At 71.2% G+C, this 15,413-nt stretch carries 14 protein-coding genes; 5 read left to right on the top strand and 9 right to left on the bottom strand.

Annotated features, from left to right (window positions below; all coding sequences use genetic code 11):
* Positions 1-12 precede the first annotated feature (12 nt).
* Entirely contained in the window at positions 13-2,034 is a 2,022-nt protein-coding gene (locus ABEU20_RS19530; RefSeq protein WP_420166267.1) for a primosomal protein N', read from the top strand.
* Here ABEU20_RS19530 and ABEU20_RS19525 read toward each other — a convergent pair.
* Both ABEU20_RS19525 and corA read right to left on the bottom strand, forming a co-directional pair.
* Positions 2,031-2,378 carry an EthD domain-containing protein gene (locus ABEU20_RS19525; protein ID WP_420166034.1) on the bottom strand — a complete coding sequence of 116 codons (348 nt, stop codon included), beginning with the start codon at positions 2,376-2,378 and terminating at the stop codon, positions 2,031-2,033. The genes ABEU20_RS19530 and ABEU20_RS19525 overlap by 4 nt on opposite strands.
* A 66-nt stretch (positions 2,379-2,444) precedes the next feature.
* Complete coding sequence (corA, locus tag ABEU20_RS19520; RefSeq protein ID WP_420166033.1) at positions 2,445-3,461, bottom strand: magnesium/cobalt transporter CorA; 1,017 nt, start codon at positions 3,459-3,461, stop codon at positions 2,445-2,447.
* Positions 3,462-3,655: 194 nt separating this feature from the next.
* Here corA and ABEU20_RS19515 point away from each other — a divergent pair, with 194 nt between their 5' ends.
* A complete protein-coding gene (locus ABEU20_RS19515) occupies positions 3,656-4,645 on the top strand; it encodes an esterase/lipase family protein (RefSeq protein WP_420166032.1) in 990 nt (329 codons plus the stop codon).
* Between the two features lie 18 nt (positions 4,646-4,663).
* Here the strand turns inward: ABEU20_RS19515 and ABEU20_RS19510 are convergent, their stop codons facing one another.
* Positions 4,664-4,870: a hypothetical protein gene (locus tag ABEU20_RS19510; protein WP_420166031.1), complete on the bottom strand. Its 207-nt coding sequence runs from the start codon at positions 4,868-4,870 to the stop codon at positions 4,664-4,666.
* A 117-nt stretch (positions 4,871-4,987) separates the two neighbouring features.
* Between ABEU20_RS19510 and ABEU20_RS19505 the strand changes: the two genes are divergently transcribed.
* From ABEU20_RS19505 to ABEU20_RS19495, 3 genes are all read left to right on the top strand, one after another.
* Positions 4,988-6,736 (top strand): alpha/beta hydrolase, encoded by a 1,749-nt coding sequence (locus tag ABEU20_RS19505; RefSeq protein ID WP_420166030.1) that lies wholly within the window; start codon positions 4,988-4,990, stop codon positions 6,734-6,736.
* Between the two features lie 119 nt (positions 6,737-6,855).
* Positions 6,856-7,779 (top strand): methionyl-tRNA formyltransferase, encoded by a 924-nt coding sequence (gene fmt, locus ABEU20_RS19500; protein ID WP_420166029.1) that lies wholly within the window; start codon positions 6,856-6,858, stop codon positions 7,777-7,779.
* Complete coding sequence (locus ABEU20_RS19495; protein ID WP_420166028.1) at positions 7,776-9,257, top strand: RsmB/NOP family class I SAM-dependent RNA methyltransferase; 1,482 nt, start codon at positions 7,776-7,778, stop codon at positions 9,255-9,257. Before fmt ends, ABEU20_RS19495 begins: the two co-directional genes overlap by 4 nt.
* 28 nt (positions 9,258-9,285) lie before the next feature.
* Here ABEU20_RS19495 and ABEU20_RS19490 read toward each other — a convergent pair whose 3' ends face one another.
* From ABEU20_RS19490 to ABEU20_RS19465, 6 genes are all read right to left on the bottom strand, one after another.
* Positions 9,286-9,546 carry a DUF4235 domain-containing protein gene (locus ABEU20_RS19490; protein WP_420166027.1) on the bottom strand — a complete coding sequence of 87 codons (261 nt, stop codon included), beginning with the start codon at positions 9,544-9,546 and terminating at the stop codon, positions 9,286-9,288.
* 70 nt (positions 9,547-9,616) lie between these two features.
* Positions 9,617-10,225 carry a class I SAM-dependent DNA methyltransferase gene (locus tag ABEU20_RS19485; protein ID WP_420166026.1) on the bottom strand — a complete coding sequence of 203 codons (609 nt, stop codon included), beginning with the start codon at positions 10,223-10,225 and terminating at the stop codon, positions 9,617-9,619.
* The gene (locus ABEU20_RS19480; protein ID WP_420166025.1) at positions 10,222-10,989 is read right to left on the bottom strand and encodes a PIG-L deacetylase family protein; all 768 of its coding nucleotides are present in this window, start codon (positions 10,987-10,989) and stop codon (positions 10,222-10,224) included. The genes ABEU20_RS19485 and ABEU20_RS19480 overlap by 4 nt, the downstream gene beginning before the upstream one ends.
* Positions 10,986-11,933 carry an acyl-CoA dehydrogenase family protein gene (locus ABEU20_RS19475; RefSeq protein WP_420166024.1) on the bottom strand — a complete coding sequence of 316 codons (948 nt, stop codon included), beginning with the start codon at positions 11,931-11,933 and terminating at the stop codon, positions 10,986-10,988. Before ABEU20_RS19475 ends, ABEU20_RS19480 begins: the two co-directional genes overlap by 4 nt.
* Entirely contained in the window at positions 11,930-12,712 is a 783-nt protein-coding gene (locus tag ABEU20_RS19470; protein WP_420166023.1) for a glycosyltransferase, read from the bottom strand. Before ABEU20_RS19470 ends, ABEU20_RS19475 begins: the two co-directional genes overlap by 4 nt.
* Positions 12,713-12,805: 93 nt before the next feature.
* The gene (locus ABEU20_RS19465; RefSeq protein WP_420166022.1) at positions 12,806-15,187 is read right to left on the bottom strand and encodes a phosphoketolase family protein; all 2,382 of its coding nucleotides are present in this window, start codon (positions 15,185-15,187) and stop codon (positions 12,806-12,808) included.
* Positions 15,188-15,413: the final 226 nt, after the last annotated feature.

The following is a 15,413-nucleotide window of genomic DNA, read 5'->3' as shown; positions in this document are numbered from 1 at the left end:
GAGATCGGTTCGCTGACCGGCACCGACAAGACAGCGGCAGCACACGCGCCCGTGGCGCGGGTGCTGCCGCTGCTTCCTGTTGCGCACCTGGACCGGGAGTTCGACTATCTGATTCCCGCCGAGCTCGACGATCAGGCGCAGCCCGGCGTCCGGGTGCGGGTCAGGTTCTCCGGTCGCCTGGTCGACGGCTATCTCCTCGAACGGATCGAATCCAGCGAGCACCCCGGCAAGCTCGGCTGGCTGGACCGGGTCGTGTCCGCCGAACCCGTCCTGACCCCCGAGGTGCGGGATCTGGTCGACGCCGTCGCTCAGCGTTATGCCGGGACGCGGACCGACGTCCTGCGGCTGGCCGTTCCGCCTCGGCACGCGAAGGTCGAGGCCGAGGAGTGGGCGGCGCGTCCGGCGCCGGAGCCCCCGAAGACGGACCGGGAGGCCTGGTCCGCGTACACCCACGGCGTCAACTTCCTCGAAGCCCTCGAATCGGGGCGTGGACCCCGCGCGGCGTGGCAGGCCCTTCCCGGTGAGGACTGGACGACCCGGTTGGCCGAACTGGCCGGTGTCGTCGCCGCGATGGGCCGCGGCGTGATCCTCGTGGTGCCCGATCAGCGCGACCTCGACCGACTTCTCGTGGCGTGCGAGAGCGTGACCGGCGCGGACCATGTGGTGGGCCTCGCCGCCGGCCTCGGCCCGGCCGCCCGGTACCGCCGCTGGCTCGCCGCGCTGCGGGGCACGGCGCGCATCGTCGTGGGAACCCGGGCGTCGGTGTTCGCGCCCACCCCGGATCTCGGTCTCGTGGTGGTGTGGGACGACGGCGACAGCAGCCTGTCGGAGCCGCGATCGCCGTACCCGCACGCGCGTGAGGTCGCGTTGCTGCGCGCCCACGCGACCGGTTGCGCCGTGGTGCTCGCGGGCCACGCCCGGACCGCGGAGACGCAGGCTCTCGTCGACTCCGGGTGGGCGCACGATCTGGTGGCGGCGCGGGACGTCGTCCGGTCCCGAGCCCCGATGATCACCGCGCTCGCGGACAGCGACCATGCGCTCGCCCGCGACCCCGGGGCACGCGCGGCGCGCCTGCCGGGAATCGCGTTCGCGGCGGCCCGGCAGGCGCTGGCGGCGGGACACGGTGTGCTGGTGCAGGTTCCGCGTCGCGGTTACGTCCCGTCGCTCGCGTGCGCGAAGTGCCGGGCGCCGGCGAGGTGTCGGCGCTGCAACGGCCCGCTGTCGTTGCCGGCGGCTGCGGGCCCGGACGGCGCCGGCTCGCCCACCTGCAAGTGGTGCGGTGTCGCCGACACCAACCACCGGTGCCACGCGTGCGGTGCCCGGGCGCTGCGGGCGGTCGTGGTCGGTGCCGGACGCACCGCCGAGGAACTGGGCCGGGCGTTCGCCGGGTTCGCGGTCCACACCTCGGGAGGATCGGACGTCAAGGCCGAGATCGAGCCGGGTCCCAAGCTGGTGGTGTCGACGGTCGGCGCGGAACCGGTGATGCCCGGCGGTTACGGGGCGGCGCTACTGCTGGACGGGTGGGCGCTACTGGGCCGCGCGGACCTGCGGGCCGCGGAGGAGACGCTGCGCCGGTGGATGACCGCATCGGCGCTCGTGCGGCCGCACGGTGACGGGGGACAGGTCGTGGTGGTCGCCGATTCCGGGATCCCCACGGTGCAGGCGCTGGTGCGCTGGGATCCGGTGTGGCATGCCCGCAGCCAGCTCGACGAGCGGGCGGAGGTCGGATTTCCTCCGGCCGTGCACCTGGCGGCGATCGACGGAACCGCTGCGTCGATCGCGGAGATGCTCGATCTCGCGGCGCTGCCCGAGTCCGCCGAGGTGCTGGGTCCGGTACCGCTGCCGCCGGGCGAGCGACTACCGTTCTCGAGCGACGAACCGGAACCGGAGGACGTCGAGCGGATGCTCGTCCGGGTGCCCCGCGCCGACGGACGGGCGCTCGCGAAGGTACTGGCCGAGGCCCGAGCGGTGCGTAGCGCCCGCCGATCGACCGGCCCGGTGCGGGTGCAGGTGGACCCGCTGCGGATCGGCTAGCTCTCGTGGGTCTCGACGATGTACATGCGGTTGCGTGAGCGATCGAGGAACTTCTCCTCGTCGGCCTCGATCGCCGCGGCGACCTCGGGACGCGCGTGGGTGGCGAGCATGTCGTCGTACGCGGCCCGGTCGGCGAACACGAATTCGCTGACGACGTCGAAGTCCGGGTCCGGGGCGCCGTCCGCGCCGAGCCTGCTGTCGCGGACCAGGTAATTACGGCGGTACTCGCCGATCTGCGGGAGCAGGCTCCGGATCAGCTTCGCGTGGTTGTTCTCGTAGTACTCGACGAACTCGGCGTGGGTGAGTTCGGGCTTACGGGCCAGGAACGCAACGGCTTTGATCATGTCGGCACGGTAGGTCCTTCCGCGCCGCACCGGCAGGTGTGATCCCGCTCACCGGCAATCGTCGTGTCACAACCAGCGCTGCCGCTTGAACACGAAGTACAGCGTCACCGAGGTCGCGACCATGAGCAGCACGGCCATCGGATAGCCGAACGGCCACGCCAGTTCCGGCATGTTCTGGAAGTTCATGCCGTACACCGTGCCGACCAGAGTGGGCGCGAAAAGGATTGCGGCCCAGGCGGATATCTTCTTCACCTCTTCGTTCTGAGTGAGGCTGGTGAGGGTGAGTCGCCGCATCTCCTCGTTCTGTTGCTGCGCGACGAGGGTCGCGTGCACGGTCAGGGCGGTCTGCAGATGAGCGCGCGAGGAATCGACCCGCTCGACCACCCGCAGGGTGTGGTCGAGCACGTCGCGCAGGTGCCGTCGGAGTTCGAGATCGACGTGGTACTTGTCGGACCCGCGTTCGAGAGCCTCGAGGATCGACACGAGCGGATGCGTGGCGCGCTGGAAGTCGATCACCTCGCCGGAGAGGTCGTAGATGCGCCGGGCCACCGCGGGATCGCCGGTGAAGACCTGATTCTCGATCTCGTCGATGTCGTTCTCGAGGCCCGCGGCAACGGGCAGGTACTCGTCGACGATCTGGTCGAGGATCGCGTACAGGACGGCCTCGGGCCCCAGTTTCAGCAAGTCGGGGGACGCTTCGAGGCGATGGCGGACCTGCGCCAGGTCGGGCGACTCGGCGTGCCGGATGGTGACGACGAAGTCCGGACCGACGAAGACGTGGACCTCGCCGAACTCGACCTTCTCGACGTCGTCGAGATAGCGGGCGGGGCGCAGCACGACGAACAGCGTCTGGTCGTAGCGCTCGAACTTGGGACGCTGGTGGGCGGCGATCGTGTCCTCGACCGCGAGATGATGCAGGCCGAACTCGGTGGCGAGCGACTCGACCTCGGCCGCATCCGGGCGGTACAGCCCGATCCATGCCATGCCGTCGTGCTCCCGCATGCTCCGGTACGTGCAGTCGAGCGACTTCGGTGTGTCCACGCGCGCGCCGTCGACGTAGACAGCGTTGTCCACGATGGTCATCGAAGCCCCTGAATCTCTCGTGCAGTGGCCATATTGCACCACGGGGGCGGTCCTTGCGGGCCGATCTCCGGCGGGTGGGGTCGGCGTGCCGCCGGGTCGTTCCGCGATCGTGATCTCATCCACCGGTCCGATATGCGACAGCGCGGGAACGATCTTGGTAGACACGCTCGAGGAGTTCCGGTCGGGAGGTGCGCATGGGTCGAGCGATGCGAATGGTCGCGGCAACGGTGGGGTTCGTCCTCGCCGTCGGCGCCGGCAGCACGACCGCCGCCGCGGACCCGTTGGGCTCCGCCGCTGCGGGTTCGTCGTACGTCGTTCCCGTCGAACCGGGGCCGGTGCAGACCCGGCACGCGGCGGCCCTGCAGTACGCCGAGGAGCATCCGGACTCGGCGCCGCCCGGTGCGAACGATTTCGCCTGCCGCCCGACACCTGCGCACCCGGATCCGGTGGTCCTCGTGCACGGAAGCGATTCGGATGCGTACACGGACTGGTCGGCGCTGTCGCCGATGCTCGCCGAGCGGGGCGTGTGTGTATTCGCGCTCAACTACGGTTCCGACGGCACGCCCGGCAAGTACGCCCGTGGCGACATGGCGCGCAGCGCCGGTGAGGTCGGCGATTTCGTCGACCGGGTCCGGGCATCGACGCGGGCCGCGAAGGTCGATCTCGTCGGGTACTCGCAGGGGGCCACCGTCGCGCGCTACTACGTCAACCGTCTGGGCGGGAACGCCGCCGTCGATCGGTGGGTGGGCGTCGCATCCCCCACCTACGGCGGGAACATGTACGGCATCGTGACGTTGCTGAAGCTGCTGCCGCGTCCCGACCGGATCGTCGAATGGCTCACCTCGGAGGCGATCAGCCAGCAGATGCAGGGCTCGCCGTTCCTCGCTGCACTCAATGCCGGTGGGGACACCGTGCCCGGCGTCGGGTACACGACCATCGGGTCGCGCTACGACGAGATGATCCAACCGCACACGAACATTGCGTTGCGAGATCCGGGCGCCACGAACCTGCTGATCCAGGACCTGTGTGCCGAGAACCGGGGCGGGCACTTCAACATGGTGTACGACCCGTTCGCGCTCGGTCTGGTGGTGCGCGCACTCGACCCGACAGCGCCCGCGCCGCAGTGTCGTCCGGTGCCGCTGGGCACCGGGATCCTCGACATGATCGTCGTCAGCAACTCCTGACAGGCCCGAGCGCCGGGATCAGTCGGCCAGTGTCGCGACCGCCTGCGCCCACAGGAAGAACTTGTTGGTGCCCAGATCCCGCACGGTCCGGATGCCGAACGCGGCCAGGAGGTGTTCGGCGTCGGAGTCGCTGATCCCGTGCAGGGCCGAGACCGGGGCGTCGGCGAGGTCGTTCACCGAGCGCGATTCGAACGCCTTGTCGAACTTGCTGGCGATTCCCGTCATCTCGACCTCCATGGCTGCATCCCGATCGGAGCCGGCTTTACGCAGTAGAGCGCAGGACACGACGGTGGTGCGGCCATTGCGGCGTCGAAACGGTGTCGAGGCCTTATCGTTCCGGCCATGACTGCCGAGATTCGGGCATCCGACCCGGACGGTGACCGCGCCGCCGACGCATCCCGCGCCGACGATCCCACCACCCCGTCGGTGGGGCGTCGCGCTCTGAGGCGGCTGCGCGACTACGGAGGAGGACTGCACCCGGTGGCGCTCGCGGTCGCGCTGGTGCTGTTCACATGGTCGATCAGCCCGTCGCTCCTGCCCCGGGCCTGGTACCTACAGGGTGTCGCGACCGGGCTCTCGGTCGCCGCGGGCTACGGATTCGGCTGTCTCGCGGCATGGGTGGTCCGTTCGTGCGGTGTGCAACCGGCGTGGTCGGCGCGTACCAAGCGGATCGGCTGGTGGATCCTCGGCGTCGCTGCCGTGATCCTCGTCCCCGTATTCCTGGTCCTCGGCGGGGTGTGGCAGAACTACGTCCGTGACCTCGTCGGCATCGAGCGCACCAACCAGGCGAACGTCCTGCTGGTGCTCCTGATCGCCCTCGTCGTCTGGTTCGTGCTGCTCGAAGCCGGACGAGGTATCCGGATCGGGACCCGGAAGCTCGCCGCACTGGCCCGGCGCGTGATCCCGCGGCCCGCCGCCAATGTCGCGGGTCTGGCGGTCGCGGTCGTGCTCGCGGTCCTGCTCGTCAACGGCGCTCTCTACAACGGGCTGATCGCGTTCGCGAACTGGAGTTTCTCGGGCGCCGACACCGCCACCGCCGCGGGCGTCGAACAGCCGACCGTCCCCGAGCGCAGCGGGTCGCCGGCGTCCGCGCAGGCCTGGGACACGCTCGGGCAGGAGGGGCGCACGTTCGTCGGGCGCGGCCCGGGCGCCGCCGAGATCACCGCGGTCACCGGACGTCCCGCGAAGGAGCCGATCCGGGTGTACGCCGGACGGGAGTCCGCCGATTCGGTGCCCTCCGTCGCGAACCTGGTGGTCGCCGAACTGGACCGGACGAAGGCTTGGGAACGAAAGGTGCTGGCGGTCAACACGACCACCGGACGCGGCTGGGTGAATCAGAACGTGGCGTCGTCACTCGAATACATCGAGGCGGGCGACACCGCGATCGCGTCCATGCAGTACTCGTTCCTGCCGAGTCCGCTGGCATTCATCGCCGACCGGGAGAGCCCGCAGATCGCCGGGCGCGCCCTGTTCAACGCGGTGTTCTCCCGGTGGATCGACCTGCCCGTGGAGACGCGGCCCAAGCTCGTCGTGTTCGGCGAGAGCCTCGGGTCCTACGGTGGCCAGAACGCCTTCGCGGGCTTCCAGGACATGGCCGCGCGGGTCGACGGCGGCCTGTGGGTGGGCACGCCGAACTTCACGCCGCAATGGCAGGAGGTGACCGCGGCCCGCGACGCCGGCTCGCCCGAGATCCTGCCCGTCGTCGGGGACGGCGCCTCGGTGCGGTTCGCGTCCGATCCCGAGGACCTCGATCTCGGTACGCCGTGGAAGCCGCGGCGGATCGTCTACTGGCAGCACGCCAGCGACCCCATCGTGTGGTGGTCGCCGAGCCTGCTGTTCAACGAACCCGACTGGTTGCAGGAGCCGCGGGGCCGCGACGTGGATCCCAACATGACGTGGATGCCGTTCGTGACCTTCTGGCAGGTGACGCTCGACATGGTGTTCTCCGCGGACGTCCCGGAGGGGCACGGTCATTCGTACGGGCCCGAGGCGGCTGGAATGTGGGCGCGAATTCTGCAGCCGGAGGGGTGGTCGGACGCCGACACCTCCCGGGTGCAGGCGGCGCTGACCGGTGGCGAGGGCGCTCCGTAGAATCTCGGGGTGAACCCTCTTCCGGCACCGCCGGGATTCGACGCTCCGGGAGCCGCCCTCGTGAACTCTGTGTCCACTCGCAGGACCACCCGTACTCCGGGTACGGAGGTCCGACGCTGATGCGGATCGTCTTCGCCGGGACACCCGAACCGGCCGTGCCGTCGCTGCGACGGCTGATCGAGTCCGAGCGGCACGACGTGGTCGCCGTCGTCACCCGGCCGGACGCCGTCGCCGGTCGCGGCCGCAAGCTGGTGCGCTCGCCCATCGGGCAGCTCGCCGACGAACACGGCATCGAGGTGCTCACCCCGAAGTCGGCGTCCGACCCGGAGTTCCTGGCTCGGCTGCAGGAACTCGCGCCCGACGCGTGTCCCGTCGTCGCGTACGGCAACCTGCTGCCGCGTCCGGTGCTCGACGTCCCGCGCTTCGGGTGGATGAACCTGCACTTCTCGCTGCTGCCGGCGTGGCGCGGCGCGGCGCCGGTACAGGCCGCCATCAATGCGGGCGACGAGATGACGGGCGCCACGGTGTTCGCGCTCGACGAGGGCATGGACACCGGTCCGGTGTACGGCGTCGTCACGGAGGCCATCCGCACCACCGACACCGCGGGCGCGCTGCTCGGCCGGCTCGCCGAGAGTGGGGCGTTCCTGCTCGAGAGTGTCCTCGACGGTGTCGAGGACGGCGCCGTGCAGGCCGTTCCGCAGCCGCGGGAGGGCGTCTCGCACGCCCCCAAGGTGTCGGTCGAATCGGCACGGATCCGCTGGGATCAGCCCGCGCTCGCGGTGCACCGCCACGTGCGGTCGGTGACCCCGGCCCCGGGCGCCTGGACGATGATCGGTGATCTACGGGTGAAGATCGGCCCCGTGACGCTGGCACAGGACACCCTGCCGCCGGGGCGGATCGAGATCCGCAAGGACGGCTTCTACGTGGGGACGTCGACGACGGCGGTTCGGCTGGATCAGGTACAGCCGCAGGGCAAGAAGCAGATGGCGGCAGTCGACTGGGCGCGCGGTGCGCGCCTCGACGGAGAGGTTCGGGCACAGTGAGCGACGAGAAGCGGCCGGCACGGCGATCCGGGGGATCGGGTGGTCAGGGCGCTCGGGGCGGGCGGCCCGGAGGTCAGGGACGGCGCAACGATCGCCCGCGCCAGGCCCGTCGTCCCGACCCCGCGCAGGCCTCGATCGATCAGCCGCGGCGCGCCGCTCGTGACGTGCTGCGCGCCGTCCGTGAGCGCGACGCGTACGCGAATCTGGTTCTGCCGGGCCTTCTTCGGGAACGACGACTCGACGGCCGCGACGCCGCGCTGGCCACCGAACTGGCGTACGGTGCGGCCCGGGCTCGCGGTCTCCTCGACGCGGTGATCGCCAGGTGCGCGGGCCGCCCGGTGGAGGAGATCGACGGGCCGCTGCTCGACGTCCTCCAACTCGGCGCGTACCAGCTGCTGCGCACCCGGATCGCGCCGCACGCGGCCGTCGCCACGTCGGTGGACCTGGTTCGCGCGGAGGCCGGCCCGGGCAAGTCGGGCTTCGTCAACGCCGTGCTGCGCCGGGTGTCCGAGAAGACCGAGGACCAGTGGGTCGAGGAACTCGCGCCGGACGCCGTTGCCGATCCGGTGGGCCATCTGGCGTTCCGCTACGCGCACCCGAAGTGGATCGCGCAGGCGTTCGCCGATTCGCTCGGCGCGGACGCCGCTGAGTTGCAGGACGTACTGATCGCCGACGATGCCCGCCCCGCGGTGCACCTCGTCGCTCGTCCCGGTGAGATCTCGGCCGAGGAGCTGGCGCTCGTGACCGGCGGCGAGGTCGGCCCGCACTCGCCGTACGCGGTGCACCTCGACGGCGGTGATCCCGGTCTGCTCGACGCCGTGCGCGAGGGACTCGCCGGCGTGCAGGACGAGGGCAGCCAGCTGGTGGCCCGCGCGCTGACGCTGGCACCGCTGGAGGGGCCCGACAACGGCCGGTGGCTCGACCTCTGCGCCGGCCCCGGTGGCAAGGCCGCTCTGCTCGGTGCACTGGTCGGCATCGAGGGCGGCCGGCTCGACGCGGTGGAGCCGTCGGAGCACCGAGCGGACCTCGTTCGCAAGACGACCCGCGATCTGCCGGTGGACGTGCACGTCGCCGACGGTCGCGATCCGGGGCTCGAGGGTGGCTACGACCGGATCCTCGTCGATGCGCCCTGCACCGGTCTGGGCGCGCTGCGCCGCCGACCCGAAGCGCGGTGGCGCCGGCAGCCGTCGGACGTCTCCGGTCTGGTGAAGCTGCAGCGTGAGCTGCTGGCGTCGGCGTTGCAGCTCGTCCGGCCCGGCGGCGTGGTGCTCTACTCGACGTGCTCCCCGCACGTGTCCGAGACGGTCGCGGTGGTCGCCGACGCGGTTCGCCGCCACGGCGCCGTCGCGCTCGACACGCGTGAGCTGGTGCCCGGCGTGCCCGACGTCGGCGACGGCCCGGGTGTGCAGCTGTGGCCGCACCGGCACGGCACAGACGCGATGTTCATGGCTGCGCTGCGCCGGCCGCTGGACAGCTGACCCGGGCCGTGCGGGGGGCGTCGGGCGATCAGTTCGTCAGTGCGCGATAGCCCTTCGCTCCCGCGCGGTCGACAACGGCCTTGACGACGGCGAACACGGCGCCCTGCAGGGCCGCCGCGACGAGTACCTCGCGGTTGGAGCGGGCGAGGTCCTTGGGATCGGGTGCCTGGTCGTCGTCCCCGACGCGCTTCCAGATCTGACGGAAGGCGGCGCCCGCCAGAATGCCGCCGAGCACGCCGGTGGCGAGGGACAGCGGCTTGTACAGCGCCTTCGCGGTCATCTTGTTCATTCTCGATTCTCCTTCTCGTTCCGGTGTAACGGTCCAGGTGTGCGGGCAGGGAAAACAGGCCGGCGGCGGCTCAGCCGAGCAGGCCTTCCCGGGCGGCGACGGATGCGGTCTCCGGACCCGGTTCGAATGTCTCGATCAGGACGTCCGGATCGGCGTACCGGGCCGTGCGAACCAGACCCGTCCGGGCCGCGAGAGCGGCGTGGACGGCGTCGCCGGTCTGCGGGTAGTCGGCGACCGCATGTCGCCAGTGCACCGCGAGGATCACGCCGTCGGTGGCCAGGTGCTCGCCCAGGTCGTCCAGCGTCCGATCCAGGGCCTGCGGCGAGAGGTAGTACGCGACCTCGCTCAGCACCACCAGATCGAAGGATCCGGTCGGCCACGGATCGCCCAGGGCCCAGCGCCGGAACGTGACGTCGGCGCCGTCGAGGCGCGCCCGTGCACGCTCGAGGACGTCGTCGACGATGTCGGTCGCGAGCACGTGATCGCAGCGGGTCGCGAGCACTTCGGTGAGGTTGCCGATGGAACACCCCGGTTCGAACGCCGACCGGAACCGCCTGCGGGGCAGAACGGCCGCGGTGAGGGCGCGCTTGCGCTCCTCGTACCAGCGCTCGTCGAAGCCCCACGGGTCCGGGGCCTGTGAGTACATGTCGGCGAAGTAGTCGTCGGGCATCCGGTTCACGGGACGAACACCGTCTCGTGTGCCCGCAGCAGCCTGTCGAGCACGTGCTGCGGGAGGATGGCCCGATCGGCCGGATCGCGCGACAGATCGGTGATCTGGCTGGTGAACTCCGCCACCGCGTCCCGCTTTCGGCGGTGCCGGTACCCCGACGGATGGAAGGTCCGGGCGCGTTCCCACGGCACCGACGGGTCGCCGGGATGCGACCAGTGCCACAGCCACACCGGGTACTCGATCAGCACGGCGCCGGACCGTCGAGCGGCCTCCGCGGCGGCACGCCCGGTGGCCTCGTGGTCGGGATGGCCGTCGTGCCGATACGGGGCAGCGCACCATGCGCCGGGGTGCAGATGTTCGGCGATCGTCGTCGCGAGCTTCGTCTCGTGGTCGCCCACCCGCCCGTCGGGCAGACCCAGTGGAACCGCCTCGGGAAGGCCGAGTCGCTGCGCGGCGCGCCTCGACTCGACGCGCCGAAGGCCGGCCAACTCGGTGGGCGTCACGGTCGGAGAATCCGGATGCGACGCTTCACCGTCGGTGACGGACAGCACCGAGACCGGGACGCCGCGGGCCGCGAGCTCCGACGCGAGCGCACCGACGCCGAGGATCTCGTCGTCCGGATGCGGCGCGACCACGAGCAGCGCCGGGCACGCGTGGACGTCGAGATGGGCGAACGAGGTGTGGTCGGCCCACTCCGATTCGGGTGTTCCGCCGGCGTCCACCGGGGCGGCCGCGAAACGATCGGCGGCGGCCCCGGGCGGCGAGGTGGTCATGAGTTCCTCCTGTCGGGGCGGCTCAGGGCGGTGCCCAGATCGGCGAGGTCGTCCTCGGCGTGACTCTGTCGCAGGTAGACGGTGAGGTCCGCCACCAGTTGGGCGTGGGTGCGGTCGGCGCACAGCGGTCCCGCGCCCAGGGCGCGTCCCACCCGGTCGACGGTCTCGGTCGCGGCCGCCTCGACCACCGCCCGCACGCGGCGCGCCCGGATCCGGGCGGCGTGGCCGTCGGCCGGATCGCGGTCCACCTCGTCCGCGGCGATCTCGAGAACGCAGTCGGCCGCATACAGCGCGGCGTCGACCGCGCCCAGGTGCGCCAGCCGGAAGGGGTCGTCGCCGACCCGGCGCCGCAGTTCGTCCGCGACGGCGACCGCGCCGCCGTACCAGCACGCGGCGACACCGATCGCACCGTGCCAGAAGCCGGAACGAGTGAGGTACGCGCCGGGCTCGCCCACCCGGACGGCGGGGGCCCCGACGAAATCGACGGCACCGGAGTCGCTGGCGCCCATGCCGACCGCGTGCCACGTGTCGGGCACCGGGGCGGTGCCGGGTCCGCGGAGGTCGACGGCGAACAGTGCGCGGTCGTCGCCGACGCGGGCCGTCACGAGTGCGTGCGTGCACGAGTGCGCGCCCGAGCACCACAGTTTGCGGCCGTCGAGCACGTAGCCGTCGCCGGTTTCGCGCGCCGTGAGCGCGGGTGCGGGCGGCTCGGCGGCCCACACACCCCACAGCTCGCCCGGGCGGGGCTGCGGGCCGTGTAGTTCGGCGGTGATCGCGACAGCGTCCGCGTGCGCCTCGAGAAGCCGCCCGCCGACCAGGTCGCGTCGGGCCGCGTTCGTCAGTTGCGTCCACCGCTTCCTGGTCTCCCCGGATCCGGGGAGCGGCCACCGCGCGGCGTCGTCGGGGGTGACGGTCGGGTGCACCGACGCCGTGGCCGCGGTCATCGGTCCTCCGTACCGGCCGCGGTGCCGACCAGGCCGGGACCACCTCCGGGCCCGGTAGCAACGGAGAGCAGGTGCTCGCCGAACCCGCGCGGTGCCCGCGGATCCCGCCGATCCGACGTCGACACGACGGTGTGCTCGTCCCACGCGATGCGGTGCCCGGCGCGGTCCAGTCGGGTGACCAGGTCGACGTCCTCGCCGGTCGTCAGAGCACGGAAGCCGCCGACTGCGTGGTAGGTGTCGGCGCGGACGCCGAGGTTCGCGCCGTGGACGTGCCCGTGCACCGAGCCCCGGCGTCTGCGGTACCCCTGGTCGTATCGTCGCTGCGTCGCGGCGTCGTGCTCGGTCCAGTCGACGCGCACGGTGCCGACCATCGCGTCGTGGTCGGCCCAGTAGGTCAGTTGGTCGACGAACCACGCTTCGGGGACGACGGAATCGGCGTCGGTCGTGGCGAACCACACGTCGCGTCGCCCCGCGAGGCCGCTCGCGGCGAAGCCGGCGGCCCGGGCGGCTCCCACGTTGCGGCGCTCCAGGTCGACGCGCTCGATCCCGGACGGGACCACCAGTTCGGTGCCGTCCGTGCAGTCGTCGAGCACGACCGTGATGCGCACCGGCACCGGCGAACGCCGCGCCGCGGTCTGCAGCGCTCGCAGGCACCGGGGGAGCAGTTCTCGTTCGTCGTGGGCCGGGACGACCGTGACGATGCGCGACGGGGCGGGGGCGGCGCCCGTCCGAGTCGCCGGAGCCGTCGGTGTGGGGTGGGGGTAAGAGTTATCGGACACAGGGGCTCCTGTCGAGGCGATGTGCTGCGTCTTCGGGAGATAATCTGTGTCAAATCTGACATATTTCCGGAGTTGCCGCACGGCAACGGGCTCTCACACCGGTTCCGGCCACACCCAGTTCCGCACCTCGGGCATGTCCTCGAGGTGTTCGCGCACGTAGCCGTGGTGCCGTTCGAGCATGCGGCGGCAGTAGCCGGCCAGGTCGTCGGCGCCGTCGGGAGTGTGCCGGCACCGGCGCAATGCTTCGATCGCCAGGTGGTAGCGGCTCATCTGGTTGAGGACCACCATGTCGAACGGCGTCGTCGTCGATCCCTGCTCGGTGTATCCGCGGACGTGGAAGCGGTCCGGCTTCACCCGTCCGTGCAGCAACTGATGGAACGAGCGGGCGTAGCCGTGCCACGCGACGACGACGTCGACGTCCTCGGTGAACAGGCGGGCGAAGTCCTCGTGCGCGCGTCCGTGCGGGTGCACGTCGGGCGGGGCCATCGACATCAGGTCGACGACGTTGACGACCCGCACCCGGAGGTCGGGGACGTGGCCGCGGAGCAGCGCCGCGGCCGCGAGGGTCTCCTCGGTCGGCACGTCGCCGACGCAGGCCAGCACGATGTCGGGTTCGTCGCCGTCGGTGGTGTTCTCGGTGCCCGCCCAGTCCCAGATCGAGGCACCCGCCCCGACGTGCGCGCGGGCCTGCTCGAGCGTCAGGTACTGCGGATGCGACTGCTTGTCGACGACCAACAGATTCACGCAGTCCCGCGTCGCGAACACGTGTTCCGCCACCACCAGCAACGAATTGGAATCCGGCGGCAGGTAGACCCGGGTGACCCCACCGGACAGTGAGAGCACGGTGTCGATCAGACCCGGCCCCTGATGCGAGAAGCCGTTGTGGTCGTTGCGCCAGCAAGTGGAGGTCAGCAGGATGTTCAGGCTCGCGACCGGCGCGCGCCAGTCGAGCGAGCGCGCGCGTTCGAGCCACTTGGTGTGCTGGATCGTCATGGACGCGCTCACCATCGCGAACGCCTCGTACGTCGCGAACAGTCCGTGTCGGCCGGTGAGAAGGTAGCCCTCGAGCCAGCCCTGGCACAGGTGCTCCGACAGCACCTCCATCACACGGCCGTGGGGACCGACGTGATCGTCGCCGGGAACGATGGCGCCGGCGGAGCACCGGTCGGTGACCTCGAACACCGCGCCGAGGCGGTTGCTGTTCGTCTCGTCGGGGCAGAACAGCCGGAAGTCGTCGGGGTTCGCGACGTAGATGTCGCGCAACATCTCGCCCAGCGGGCGCGTGGTCTCGTGATGAACCGCGCCGGGCGCCGGTACCTCGACCGCATATCGGGCCGCGGGCGGGACGGCCAGATCGCGCAGCAGCCGGCCGCCGTTCGCGTGCGGGCTCGCGCCCATCCGTTTGTCGCCGACAGGGGCGAGTGCCGCCAGTTCGGGCACCAAACGTCCCTGCGGATCGAACTGCTCGTCGGGCTTGTACGAGCGCATCCACTGCTCGAGCCTCCGGAGGTGCTCGGGATCGTCGCGGACGTCGGCTATCGGGACCTGATGGGCGCGGAACGTGCCCTCGATCTCGAGGCCGTCGACGATATCGGGTCCGGTCCAGCCCTTCGGTGTGCGCAGTACGATCGCCGGCCAACGCGGCCGGTCCGTCAGGCCGGAGTCGCGGGCGTCGCGCCGGATCCGCGCGATGTCGGTGTGCGCGCGGTCGAGTGTCTCGGCCAGATCGCGGTGCACCTCCATCGGGTCGTCGCCCGCGACGAGCACCGCGTCCCAACCGAAGGCGCGCAGGAGCGCGAGCACCTCGTCGTCGCTGCGGCGACCCAACACGGTCGGACCGGAGATCTTGTAGCCGTTGAGGTGCAGGATCGGCAGCACGGCGCCGTCCCGGGTGGCATCGAGGAAGAACGGCACCTTCCACGACGCGGCCAGCGGTCCGGTCTCGGCCTCGCCGTCGCCGACGACGCACGCCACGATCAGATCCGGGTTGTCCATCGCGGCGCCGGCCGCGTGCGCGAGGGAGTACCCGAGTTCGCCGCCCTCGTTGATCGAACCCGGCGTCTCCACCCCGGAGTGACTCGGGATCCCTCCCGGCGTCGAGAACTGCCGGGCCAGCCGGCGCAGTCCGGCCTCGTCGGGAGTGACGTCCGGATACAACTCCGAATACGTGCCCTCCAGGTACGTGTTGGCGACGACGGCGGGGCCCCCGTGGCCCGGGCCGGCGATGAACAGCACGTCGGCACCGGTCCGCCGGATCAGTCGATCGAGGTGCGCGTACACGAGGGACAATCCGGGGCTGGTGCCCCAATGCCCCAACAGTCGAGGCTTGATGTCCGGTGGGACGAGCGGCCGCCGGAGCAGGACGTTGTCCCGCAGGTAGATCTGGGCGACCGTCAGGTAATTGGCCGCCATCCAGTACCGGTGGAGCAGTCGGAGCTCGTCGTCGGTCGGGGAGTCGTCCGTGCCCGATGTCATCGAATGCGTCCTCCGTTCGCGGGCGAAGGTGCTTCCATCCTGACGGCTGGCTCCGGCCGCCGCAGGGGAACGGGCGGCGGGCCGACCAGTTCCTCCGTTTCCCCCTTGTTGCGGGCGCGCCGAACCAGGCATCCTGGAGACGGCGACCGCGGCACCGTCCGACGATGCCGTGTTCCGGTTCCGCCGGCGCCTTCGCGACGAAGTACGGATCTTTCATGCGGACGGA

The sequence above is a fragment of the Rhodococcus parequi genome (assembly GCF_046042785.1).
Taxonomy (GTDB): Bacteria; Actinomycetota; Actinomycetes; order Mycobacteriales; family Mycobacteriaceae; genus Prescottella; species Prescottella parequi.
Note: the sequence above shows the minus strand (reverse complement) of the source record. Positions and strands in the feature narration are given on the sequence as shown.

Bases quoted from the DNA above. Each gene is read 5' to 3' on its own strand.
- ABEU20_RS19525 (WP_420166034.1), bottom strand. From the start codon at position 2,378: ATGATCAAAGCCGTTGCGTTCCTGGCCCGTAAGCCCGAACTCACCCAC.
- ABEU20_RS19465 (WP_420166022.1), bottom strand. From the start codon at position 15,187: ATGACATCGGGCACGGACGACTCCCCGACCGACGACGAGCTCCGACTG.
- corA (WP_420166033.1), bottom strand. From the start codon at position 3,461: ATGACCATCGTGGACAACGCTGTCTACGTCGACGGCGCGCGCGTGGAC.
- ABEU20_RS19510 (WP_420166031.1), bottom strand. From the start codon at position 4,870: ATGACGGGAATCGCCAGCAAGTTCGACAAGGCGTTCGAATCGCGCTCG.
- ABEU20_RS19480 (WP_420166025.1), bottom strand. From the start codon at position 10,989: ATGACCACCTCGCCGCCCGGGGCCGCCGCCGATCGTTTCGCGGCCGCC.
- fmt (WP_420166029.1), top strand. From the start codon at position 6,856: ATGCGGATCGTCTTCGCCGGGACACCCGAACCGGCCGTGCCGTCGCTG.
- ABEU20_RS19505 (WP_420166030.1), top strand. From the start codon at position 4,988: ATGACTGCCGAGATTCGGGCATCCGACCCGGACGGTGACCGCGCCGCC.
- ABEU20_RS19475 (WP_420166024.1), bottom strand. From the start codon at position 11,933: ATGACCGCGGCCACGGCGTCGGTGCACCCGACCGTCACCCCCGACGAC.
- ABEU20_RS19490 (WP_420166027.1), bottom strand. From the start codon at position 9,546: ATGAACAAGATGACCGCGAAGGCGCTGTACAAGCCGCTGTCCCTCGCC.
- ABEU20_RS19515 (WP_420166032.1), top strand. From the start codon at position 3,656: ATGGGTCGAGCGATGCGAATGGTCGCGGCAACGGTGGGGTTCGTCCTC.